This window comes from Kitasatospora sp. NPDC048545 (assembly GCF_040651155.1).
Classification (GTDB): Bacteria; Actinomycetota; Actinomycetes; order Streptomycetales; family Streptomycetaceae; genus Kitasatospora.
The window spans coordinates 85,046-96,640 of record NZ_JBEZIQ010000039.1; the positions used below are offsets into that span (position 1 = coordinate 85,046).

Below are 11,595 nucleotides of genomic sequence, written 5' to 3' on the forward strand. Positions count from 1 at the left end.
GGCCCCGCGTTCTGACGGGGTGCCGGCCGGTCCGGGCCGCGCCGTGGCGGCCCGGACCGGAGGTCTAGAGGGTGTCGGCCAGGGCCCGTCCGATGGCGGTGACAGCCGCCTGGTCGGAGAGCATCGCGCCGTGGGTGGTGTCCACGCCGTGGTCGCGGACGGCGCCGGTGACGTACGGGCGCCAGGCCTCGGCGGTCATCCGGCCGCGGATCTCGGGCGGCAGTTCGGCGCCCGGGGCCTGCCGGGTGGCGGTGAAGAACAGCACGTCCCCGTCGAAGAGGCCGGGGCGGAAGGTGCCCATCAGCCGCTCGTTGTTGGCGAAGACGCCCATCACCGCCTTGAGCGCGCGCGGTCCGAGGGCGGCCAGCCGGTGGTCCTGCTCCTCCAGGTAGCCGGCGTACCGGCTCACCAGTTCGTCCAGGTCCTCGACCGGCTCTCCCCGGTCGGCCCCGAAGCCGGGCAGCAGCGCCTTGGCGATCAGTTCGCGGTCGGACTGGAAGGGCACCTCCTGGTCCAGGTCGGGCGGGAAGGCGTCGACCAGGGTCAGCCCGGCGACCGTCTCCCCGGCCTCCTGGAGCAGGGTGGCCACCGCGTGCGCGACCAGGCCGCCGAAGGACCAGCCGAGCAGGTGGTACGGGCCGGCGGGCTGGACCGAGCGGATCAGTTCCAGGTAGTCGCGGGCCATCTCGTCGACGGAGGCCGGGAGCCGCTCCGGCCGTTCGCCGAGCCCGCGGGCCTGCAGGGCGTACACCGGCTGCTCCCGGTCGAGGTGGGTGAGCAGGCCGGAGTAGCTCCAGCCGGTGCCGGAGCCGGGGTGGAAGCAGAACAGCGGCGGGCGGCTGCCGCTGCCGCGCAGGGGCAGCAGCGGGGCGTACGGGTCGCGGTCGGTGTCGGCGGCCAGCTCCCGGGCCAGGCCGGCGACGGTCGGTGCCTCGAAGACGCTGCGCACCGACAGCTCGACGCCGAAGGTCGCCCGGATCCGCTTCACCAGCCGGGTGGCGAGGAAGGAGTGCCCGCCGAGCTGGAAGAAGTCCTCGTCGGCTCCGACCCGGGGCAGTTCGAGCAGTTCGGCGAAGAGGCCGCAGAGGATCTGCTCCTCGGGGGTGCGCGGTTCGCGGCCGGGCTCGGCGGCGTCCGGCTCGGGCAGCGCGGCTCGGTCCAGCTTGCCGTTCGGGGTCAGCGGCAGGGCGTCCAGGACGACGAAGGCCGCCGGCACCATGTAGTCGGGCAGGCTCGCCGCGAGGTGGGCGCGCAGCTCGACGGCGTCGGGCTCGGCCGCCGCGGCGGCCACCAGGTAGGCGACCAGCCGCTTGCCGGCGCCGTCCGCCCGGGGGACGACCGCGGCCCGGGCCACCGAGGGGTGGCGGGCCAGGGTGGCCTCGATCTCGCCGGGTTCGACCCGGAAGCCCCGGATCTTGACCTGCTGGTCGGCCCGGCCGGCGTACTCCAGCCGCCCGTCCGCGTTCCAGCGCACCAGGTCGCCGGTGCGGTACATCCGCTCCCCCGGCGCCCCGAACGGGCAGGCGACGAACCGCTCGGCGGTCGCGCCCGGGCGGCCCAGGTAGCCCCGGGCCAGACCGGTGCCGGCCAAGTGGAGCTCGCCCGTGACGCCCGGGGCGACCGGGCGCAGTGCCTGGTCGAGGACGTACGCGCGGGCGTTGGCGATCGGGCCGCCGATGGCCGGCGCGGCCGCCCAGTCGGACGGGTCGTCGGGGAGCACCCAGCCGGTCATCACGTGCGTCTCGGACGGGCCGTACTGGTTGTGCAGGTTCCGGCCGGGGCGGGCGAAGAAGGCGCGGACCGCGTCGTTGGGGACGAGGGCCTCGCCGGACTGCACCACGTCGGTCAGGTGGGGCAGTTCCAGGCCGAGTTCGAGCGCGGTCCGGCAGACCGCCTCCACCACGAGGTTGGGGGCGAACAGTTCGGCGACCCGGTGCCGGTCGAGCCAGGCGACCAGCTGCTCCGGGTCCCGCCTGGTCTCCTCCGGGCACTCGGCCAGGGTCTTGCCGTGCAGCAGGGCGGTGCAGATCTCCTGCACCGAGCCGTCGAAGCTGATCGGCGCGTACTGGGCGGTGACCGTGCCCGGCGCGCCGGTGAGCAGCGGGTCCTGCCAGCCGACCAGGTTGGCGATGCCCTCGGCCCGCATGTGGACGGGCTTGGGGCGGCCGGTGGAGCCGGAGGTGTAGATGACGTAGAGCGGTTGGTCGGGCAGCAGTGGGGCGGGGCGCTCGTCGGCCCGCAGGTCGACGGCGCTGCGGGCGGCCACCGCGGCGGCGGTCGCGGGGTCGTCCAGCAGCAGCAGCGGCGCGGGGCCGGCGGGCAGGGCGGCCGCGGTCGGCCGGGTGCTGAGCAGGACGGCCGGGGCGGCGTCGTCGAGCATGTAGGCGAGCCGCTCGGCCGGGTAGGCCGGGTCGACCGGGACGTACACCGCGCCGGCCTTGATCACCGCCACGACCGCGGTGACCAGGTCGGTGGAGCGGGGCAGCGCGACGGCGACCCGGTCCTCCGGGCCGATGCCGCGGGCGACCAGCTCCCGGGCCAGCCGGTTGGCGGCCGCGTTGAGTTCGGCGTAGCTCAGGGTCCGCTCGCCGTGGACGACGGCCGGGCGCAGCGGGGTCCGGGCCGTCTGGGCCTCGAACAGTTCGGGCAGCGGCCGCCAGGGCCGCGGGGTGCGGGTCGCGTTCCAGCCCTCGACCACCCGGTGGCGGTCGTCCGGGCCGAGGACGTCGACCTGCCCGACCCGCAGCGAGGGCTCGGCGACGACGGCCGTCAGCACCCGCAGCAGCCGCTCGGACAGCCCCCGGGCGGTGCTCTCGTCGAAGAGGTCCGCGCTGTAGCCGACCGCGCCGGCCAGTCCGGCCGGGGCGGCGCCGGCGTCGTGCTCGTCGAAGGAGAACACCAGGTCGAACTTGGCGGCCTCGACGGCGACCGCGCGGCGGGTCGAGCTGACGCCCGGTCCGGCCCGCTCCGGACGGGCGGCGGCCACGTCCTGGCGGTTGTTGTCGAAGGAGAGCTGCACCTGGTAGAGCGGGTGGCGGGCGAGCGAGCGGGCCGGGTTGACCGCCTCGACCAGCCGGTCGAACGGCAGGTCCTGGTGGGCGAAGGCGGCGAGGTCGGTCTGCCGGACCCTGGCGAGCAGCTCGGTGAAGGTCGGGTCGCCGGAGGTGTCGGTGCGCAGCACCAGCGAGTTGACGAAGAACCCGACGAGGTCGCCGAGGGCGTCGTCGGTGCGGCCGGCCACCGGGGTGCCGATCGGCAGGTCGGTGCCGGCGCCGAGCCGGGTCAGCAGCAGGGCGATAGCGGCCTGGAGCACCATGAACGGGGTGGTGCGGCTCTCCCGGGCGAGCTTGGCCAGGGCCGCGTGCAGCTCCGCCGGTATCTCGAACTCGACGGTGCCGCCGTGGTGTTCGGAGACGGCCGGGCGCGGACGGTCGTACGGCAGGGCCAGCTCCTCCGGCAGGCCGGCCAGGGTCCCGGTCCAGTGGCGCAGCTGCCGGGCGATCGGCGAGTGCGGGTCCTCCTCCGTTCCGAGCAGGGCGCGCTGCCACAGGGTGTAGTCGGCGTACTGCACGGGCAGCGGCGCCCAGGCGGGGGCGGTGCCGGCCCGGCGGGCGGTGTAGGCCTCGGTCAGGTCGCGGACCAGCAGCGGCATGGACCAGCCGTCGCCGGCGATGTGGTGGACCAGGACGAGCAGCACGTGCCGGTCCGGGCCGAGCCCGAACAGGGTGACCCGCCAGGAGGGTTCGGCGCCCAGGTCGAAGCGGTGCCGGGCGGCTTCGGCCAGCCGGGCCTCCAGGTCCTCCTCGGTGACCGCGACGGTGTGGAGTCCGGGCCGGGCCGCCGCGCCGTCGAGCACGACCTGGTGCGGGCCCTGCTCGTCCTCGGCGAAGACCGTGCGCAGCACCTCGTGCCGCTCGGCGACGTCCGCCAGCGCGGCGCGCAGCGCCCCGGTGTCGACGGCGCCGTCCAGCCGCAGCGCGGCGGGGATGTTGTAGGTGGGATTGGCGCCCTCGATCCGGTGGAGGAACCAGAGCCGCTGCTGGGCGTAGGAGAGCGGCATCCGCCCGGGGCGCGGGTCGGCCGGCCGGACGCCGGCCCGGGCCGGGCCGCTCGCCCGGTCGAGGACGGGCCCGAGGGCGGCGACGGTGGACGCCTCGAAGAGCTCCTTGACGGACAGTTCGGCCTTGAGGACGGTGCGGATGCGCCCGGCCAGGCGGGTGGCGAGCAGGGAGTGGCCGCCGAGGTCGAAGAAGTCGTCGTCGATGCCGACGCTCGTGGTGCCGAGGACCTCGGCGAACAGGCCGCAGAGGATCTCCTCGCGCGGCGAGCGCGGCCGGCGGCCGGCCGCGTCGCCCTCGTAGACGGGCGCGGGCAGGGCCTTGCGGTCGAGTTTGCCGTTGGGGTTGAGCGGCAGCGCGTCCAGGGTGACGAAGGCGGACGGCACCATGTACTCGGGCAGTTCGGCGGCCAGGTGGGCGCGGAGCCCGGCGGCCGGAGCGGCCGCGGACCGCGTGACCAGGTAGGCGACCAGACGGCGGTCGCCGGGGCGGTCCTCGCGGACGGTCACCGCGCACTGGGCGACGGCCTCGTGCCGGGCCAGTACGGCCTCGACCTCGCCGAGTTCGATCCGGAAGCCGCGGACCTTCACCTGGTCGTCGGCCCGGCCGACGAACTCCAGGTCGCCGTCCTCGTTCCAGCGCACCACGTCGCCGGTGCGGTACATCCGCTCCCCCGGTTCGAAGGGGTTGGCGACGAAGCGCTCGGCGGTCAGCCCGGCCCGGCCGCGGTAGCCGCGGGCCAGGCCCGCGCCCGCCACGTACAGCTCGCCGGCCACGCCGACCGGGACCGGCCGCAGGCCGGCGTCCAGCACGAAGGCGCGGGTGCCGGCGATCGGGCGGCCGATCGGCGGCGGGCCGGCCACCGTCTCGCGGGTCGACCAGGCGGTGGCGTACACGGTGGCCTCGGTCGGGCCGTAGATGTTCGCCAGCCGGCCGGCGCCGAGCGTCTTCTGGATCTCCAGCGCGGTGTGCTCGGGCAGGCCCTCCCCCGCCAGCACGACCGTGTCGGCGGTGAGCCCGCCGCCCTGGGCGAGCACCTGGGCGAGCGCCGAGGGGACCGCGCTGACCAGGGAAGCGGCGGGTGCGCCGGCCGGGCGGTCGGCGAGCGCCAGCACGTTGGTCAGCACCTCGACCGTGCCGCCGGACAGCAGTGGGGCGAACAGTTCGAAGACCGAGACGTCGAAGTTGAGCGAGGTGGTGAACAGCACGTGGGACAGCGTCTGCGGGCCGAACTCCCGGGCCGCCCAGCCGGCCAGCCGCACCGCGTTGGCGTGCGGGACCACGACTCCCTTGGGGCGCCCGGTCGAACCGGAGGTGTAGAGCACGTACGCGGGGTGCAGCGGGTGCAGCGGCGCGCTCCGCTCGGCGTCGGAGGGGTCGGTGGCGGGGGCCTGGGCGAGCGCGGCGAGCAGCCCGGGGTCGTCCAGCAGCACCGGCGGGCGGTGGCCCTCGGGCAGGGCGGCCGCGGTGTCCCGGGTGGCGAGCAGCAGCGCCGGCTCGGCGTCCCGCAGCAGGTGGGCGATCCGCTCCCGGGGGTGGGCCGGGTCGACGGGCAGGTAGGCGGCGCCGCTCTTGAGCACGGCGAGCAGCGCGACCACGGCCTGCGCCGAGCGCGGGACGCACAGCGCCACGGTGCGCTCCGGGCCGGCGCCCAGGCCGATCAGGTGGTGGGCCAGCCGGTTGGCCCGCTCGTCGAGCTGCCGGTACGTCAGGGCGGTGTCGCCGTCCACTACCGCGGTGTGTCCGGGGGTGCGGTCGGTCTGCTCCCGGAACCGCGCCGGGAGGGTGGCGAGCGGGCCGACGGCCGGGGCGCCGGCGCCGAGCCCCAGGACGGCCTCGCGTTCGCCGGGCAGCAGCAGGTCCAGCGTCGCCACCGGCCGTCCGGCCGCCGGGGCGAGTTCGGCCAGCACCCGGACCACCCGGTCGAGCACCCGTCGGGCGGCCTCCGGGGCGAAGGCGTCCGGGCGGTGGTCCAGGCGCAGCGCCAGCCGCTCGCCGGGCGACGCGATCAGGGCCAGCGGGTAGTGGGTGGCGTCGTGGCCGGCCGCGCGGGTGACCTTCAGGCCGGGGCCGCGCCGGGCCGGGGCGCCGTCCGCGGCGGCGGTCGGGTAGTTCTCGAACACCATCAGGGTGTCGAACAGCGGGGTGCGGCCGCCGTTGCCAGAGAGGGCCTGGATCTCGGCCAGGCCGAGGTGCTGGTGGGCCATCATCCGGGTGGCGTCGTCCTGCAGCCGGCGCAGGAAGTCCGCCACCGGCTGGGCCGGGCGCAGCCGGGCCCGCAGCGGCACGGTGTTGATGAAGAGCCCGACCATGCCCTCGATGCCGTCGACCTCGGTGGGCCGGCCGGAGACGGTCACCCCGGTGGTGACGTCGTCGCGGCCGGTCAGCGCGGCCAGCACCAGCGCCCAGGCGCCCTGGACCAGGGTGTTGACGGTGATCCCGTGCTCGCGGCCCCAGCGGGTCAGTTCGGCGGTCGCCTCGGCGGGCAGCTCGGCGTGCAGCTGCCGGGGGGCCACCGGGGTGGTGGGCGCGTCGGGGGCGACCAGGGTGGGCCCGTCCGTCCCGGCGAGCGCCTCCCGCCAGGCCCGTTCGGCGACCCGCCGGTCCTGGCGGTTCAGCCAGGCCAGGTACTCCCGGAACAGGCGCACCGGCGGCAGCTCGCGGGCCACCCCCTTGCCCGCGTACAGGGCGAGCAGCTCGCGCCAGACGATCGGCAGCGACCAGCCGTCCATCAGGATGTGGTGGAAGGTCAGCACCAGCCGGTGCGCGGACTCGCCGAGCCGGACCAGGGTGAAGCGCAGCAGCGGCGGGTCGGCGAGGTCGAAGCGGCGGTGCCGCTCGTCGGCGACCACCCGGTCCGCGCCCGCGGCGCGCTCCTCCTCGGGCAGGGTGGTCAGGTCGACGTCCCGCCAGGGCAGCTTGACCTCGCGCGGCACGATCTGGACGGACCGGCTCAGACCCTCGTAGCGGAAGCCGGCCCGCAGGTTGCCGTGCCGCGTGAGCAGGCCGCGGGCCGCGGCGCGCAGCGACTCGTGGTCCAGCGGTCCGTCGAGGTCCACCACGAGCTGCGCGGCGTAGACGTCCGTCGCGGTCGTGTCGTACACGCTGTGGAAGAGCATGCCTTCCTGAAGCGGGGACAGGGGCAGGATGTCCTCCAGGCCCGACTGACTCATTCGGTGCTCCTCCACTCGGCTTCCAGCAGGTCGATCTCGCTCTGGCTCAGTTCGGACAGCGCCACGTCCGACGGCGTGTGACCGCCGGCCTCGGGGCGCCGGGCGTGCTCGGCGAGGGCGCGCAGGGCGCGGATCCACGCCTCGGTGAGGGCTCGGACGTCGGCCTCCGCGAACAGTCCGCGGGGCCAGACCCAGTGCGCCTCCAGCTCCGGGCCGCTCGCCCGGTCCCGGGTCATGGCGGCGATCTCCAGTTCGTGCGGCATCCGCATGTCCGGGTCCTGGCCGCCGATGCCGGCCAGGTCGCCGAGCACCGCCCAGTCGGCGGCCTCGGTGGCCGCGCGCCCGGTGTGCCCGGACTCGGCCTCGGCGCTGCGGCCGAGGTAGTTGAAGCCGATCTGGGCCTGCGGCAGCCCGGCCAGCCGGGGCGCCGTCGCCGGGTTGAGGTAGCGCAGCGCCCCGTACCCCAGGCCGTGGTCCGGCGCCGAGCGGCGCCGCTCCTTGACCCGTCGCAGGACGTCGCCCGCGGCGCGGCCTCCGGCCAGGGCGTCGGCGAGGTCGAACGGGCCCGGGTCGATGCCGATCGGGGCCATCGCGGCGAACCATCCCATGGTGCGGGAGAGGTCCACCCCGCCGATCACCTCCTCCTCCCGGCCGTGCGACTCGACGTCCACCAGGACGGCCGGACCGGGGCCGTGGCGCCAGTCGGCCAGGGCGATGGCCAGGGCGGCGAGCAGGACGTCGTCCACGCTCGCGTAGAAGGCGCCGGGCAGGGTGGTCAGGACGGCTTCGGTGACGTCGGACGGCACCGTGACGGAGACCACCGCGGCGTTCTCGTTGGTCTCGGCCGAGCGGTCCCGGCCGGGGTCCTCGACCAGCGGCCTGGCCGAGGCCAGCATCTGCTCCCAGTACGGGAGTTCGGCCTCGCGCTCGGGCGCCCGGGCCCACTCGGCCAGTCGCCTGCTCCACTGCCGGAAGGACGTCCCGGCCGCCTGCAGGGCGGGCGTGCGGCCCTCGGTGACATCCTGCCAGGCCTCGGCGAAGCCCGGGAGCAGAACGGCCCAGGAGACCGGGTCGACCGCCAGGTGGTGGGCGTGCACCAGGACGGATCCGGGGGTGTCCGGCCCGTGGTCGAACCAGACCACCTGGAGCATCAGGCCCCGCTCGAAGCTGAGCCGCTCGCGGGCGGCGGTGGCCTGGGCCGCCATCTCGCGCAGCGCGGCCCGCTCGTCCAGACCGCCGAGGTCGACCCTGCGCACGCAGTCCTCTGCCCGCACGGTGCCCGGCTCGGTCACCTCCATCCGCCAGGCCTCGCCGGCGCCGGCGCCGGAGGTCGGCGCCCCCGGGTCGGTGGTGACCCGCAGGCGCAGCACGTCGTGGTGGTCCAGCAGGGCCTGCACCACGGCGGTCAGCCGCTCCCGGTCGCAGTCCCGGGGTGCCCGCAGCACCCGCCACTGGCTCAACCGCTCGATGGGGCCGCCGAGTTCGGCGAAGTAGTGGATGATCGGCGTGAGCGGGGTCGGGCCGAGTCCGGCGCCCTGCTCCTCCTGCTCCCGGTCGTCCACCTCGGTGGCGACGGCGGCGAGCACGGCCACCGTGCGGTGCTCGAAGACCTCCTTCGCGGAGACCACCAGACCGGCCCGGCGGGCCCGGCTGGCCAGCTGGATCGACATGATGCTGTCGCCGCCGAGCGCGAAGAAGTCGTCGTCGATGCCGACCCGTTCGCGGCCGAGCACCCCGGCGTAGAGCTCACAGAGCACCTGCTCCCGGGCGTCCCGCGGGCCGCGGCCGGTGGTGACCGCCGCGAAGTCGGGCTCGGGCAGCGCCTTGCGGTCGATCTTGCCGTTCGGGGTGAGCGGGAAGGCCGCGGGCTCCACGAAGGCCGCGGGCACCATGTACTCCGGCAGCCGCTCGGCCAGGTGGCGGCGCAGGGCGTCCGCCCCGGCCGGCTCGGCGGACGGCACCGCGTACGCGACCAGGCGGCGGCTGCCCTGCCGGTCGGTGTGCACCACGACCAGGCACTGGGCCACGGCCGGGTGTTCGGCGAGCACCGATTCGATCTCCCCGAGTTCGATCCGGAAGCCGCGGATCTTGACCTGCTCGTCGGCCCGGCCGACGAACTCCAGGTTGCCCTCCCCGTTCCAGCGGACCAGGTCCCCGGTGCGGTAGAGCCGGTCGCCGGGGGCTCCGAACGGGTCGGCGACGAAGCGCTCGGCGGTCAGCACCGGCCGGCGCAGGTAGCCGCGGCCGAGCCCGTCGCCGGCCAGGTAGGCCTCGCCCACCACGCCGGGCGGCACCGGGTTGAGACCGGGGTCCAGCACGTAGATGCGGTCGTTGACGATCGGCCGGCCGGCGTCCGGGGCGCGCTCGCCGGTCAGCGGCTCGCTCATGGTGGTCAGCACGGTCGACTCGGTGGCGCCGTACACGTTGACCACCCGGACCCCGTGGCGGGCCCACAGGGCGGCCAGCTCGGCGGAGAAGGACTCCCCGCCCATCAGCACGCCGCGCAGCGACGGGGTGGTCGCCGGGTCGAGGGTGCTGAGCAGGGTCGGCGGGATGGTCACGTGGGTGACGCCGTGCCGACGGACCAGCTCGGCGAGCTCCTCGCCGCCGACGTGGCCGCGGACCGGGCCGAGCACCATGGTGGTGCCGGTGAGCAGCGCCATCACAAAGTCGCCGATCGCGGCGTCGAAGTTGGGCGACACCAACTGCAGCAGCCGGCTGTCCGCGTCCAGGCCGAACCGTTCGACGTGGCCCTCGGCCAACGCGGCCAGGCCGGCGTGCGGGACCACGACGCCCTTGGGGCGGCCGGTGGAGCCGGAGGTGTACACCGCGTACGCCGTGTTGGTCAGGTGCAGCGGCGCGGTGCGGTCCCGGTCGGTCGGGTCGTGCTCGGGTTCCTTGCCGATCCCCTCGGCGGTGGCCGGGTCGTCGACCAGCAGCGGCAGGGCCTCGGTGGGCGGCAGGGCCGCGGCCAGTTCGGCGGTGGTCACCAGCAGGTCGGGCCTGGCGTCCGCGAACATGAACTCGATCCGGTCCGCCGGGTAGTTGGGGTCGATGGGCAGGTAGGCGGCGCCGGCCTTGAGCAGCCCGAGCAGGGCCGCGACCAGGTCCGCGGTGCGCGGCAGGGCGACGGCCACGAACCGCTCGGGGCCCGCGCCCAGGGCGATCAGCCGGTGCGCGTAGCGGTTGGCCCGCGCGTTCAGCTCGGTGTAGGTCAGGGCGCGTTCGCCGTCGACCACCGCGATCCGGTCCGGGGTCCGCGCGACCTGCGCCTCGAACAGCTCCGGCCAGGTGCCCTGCGAGAGGTCACGGCGGGTGTCGTTGTCCTCCTCCAGGATCCGCCGGCGCTCGCCGGGGTCGAGCACGTCGATCCTCGCCACCGGCCGGTCGGGTTCGGCGAGCGCCGCGCGCAGCAGCCGTTCCAGGCGAGTGGCGATCCCGGCGGCCGTCGCCTCCTCGAACAGGTCGCTGCCGTACTCCACCAGGGCGGACATCCCGGCCGGCCGGCCGTGCTCGTCCCGCCGCTCGGCGAAGCCGAAGAGCAGGTCGAAGTTGGCCGTCCCGGTGCCCACCGGGTGGCCGGTGACGGTGAGTCCGGGCAGCGCGGCCGACGCGCCGGAGGCGGCGCCGTCCGGGCTGTTCAGCGACAGCATCACCTGGAACAGCGGGTGCCGGGCGAGCGAGCGCTCCGGGCGCAGCGCGTCCACCAGGCGTTCGAAGGGGACGTCCTGGTGCGCGTAGGCGGTCAGGTCGGTCTCCCGGACCCGGTCCACCAGCTCGGCGAAGGACGGCGCCCCGGAGAGGTCGGTGCGCAGGACGAGGGTGTTGACGAAGAAGCCGACCAGGCCGTCGAGCGCGTCGTCGGTGCGCCCGGCGATCGCGGTGCCGATCGGGATGTCCTCGCCCGCGCCGAGCCGGGACAGCAGCGCGGCCACGGCGGCCTGGAGCACCATGAAGGTACTGGCGCCGCGCTCGCGGGCGAAGGCCGTCAGGCGGGCGTGCAGTTCCCGGTCGAGGCCGAAGGCGACCTGTCCGCCCCGGTGCGAGGCGACCGGCGGCCGGCGCCGGTCGGCCGGCAGCTCCAGCTCCTCCGGCAGATCGGCCAGCACCTCGGTCCAGTGGGCGAGTTGGGCACCGATCGGGCTCTGCGGGTCGTCCTCGGCGCCGAGCACCCGGCGCTGCCAGAGCGTGTAGTCCGCGTACTGCACCGGCAGCGCGTCCCACCCGGGCGCCCGGCCGGCGACCCGCGCGGTGTAGGCCTGCACGAGTTCGCGGGTCAGCACCGGCAGCGACCAGCCGTCGGCCGCGATGTGGTGCATCAGCAGGAGCAGCACGTGGTCCTGCGCACCGAGCCGGAACAGCCG

The 11,595-nt window shown here is 75.7% G+C and carries 2 protein-coding genes; both read right to left on the bottom strand.

The window, feature by feature from the left end; all coding sequences use genetic code 11:
- Window positions 1–64: 64 nt before the first annotated feature.
- Window positions 65–7,231: an amino acid adenylation domain-containing protein gene (locus AB0D10_RS30970; RefSeq protein ID WP_360262263.1), complete on the bottom strand. Its 7,167-nt coding sequence runs from the start codon at window positions 7,229–7,231 to the stop codon at window positions 65–67.
- Window positions 7,228–11,595 (bottom strand): amino acid adenylation domain-containing protein (locus AB0D10_RS30975; protein WP_360262264.1); only part of this gene is annotated, 4,368 nt, incomplete at its 5' end. The genes AB0D10_RS30975 and AB0D10_RS30970, both read right to left, overlap by 4 nt.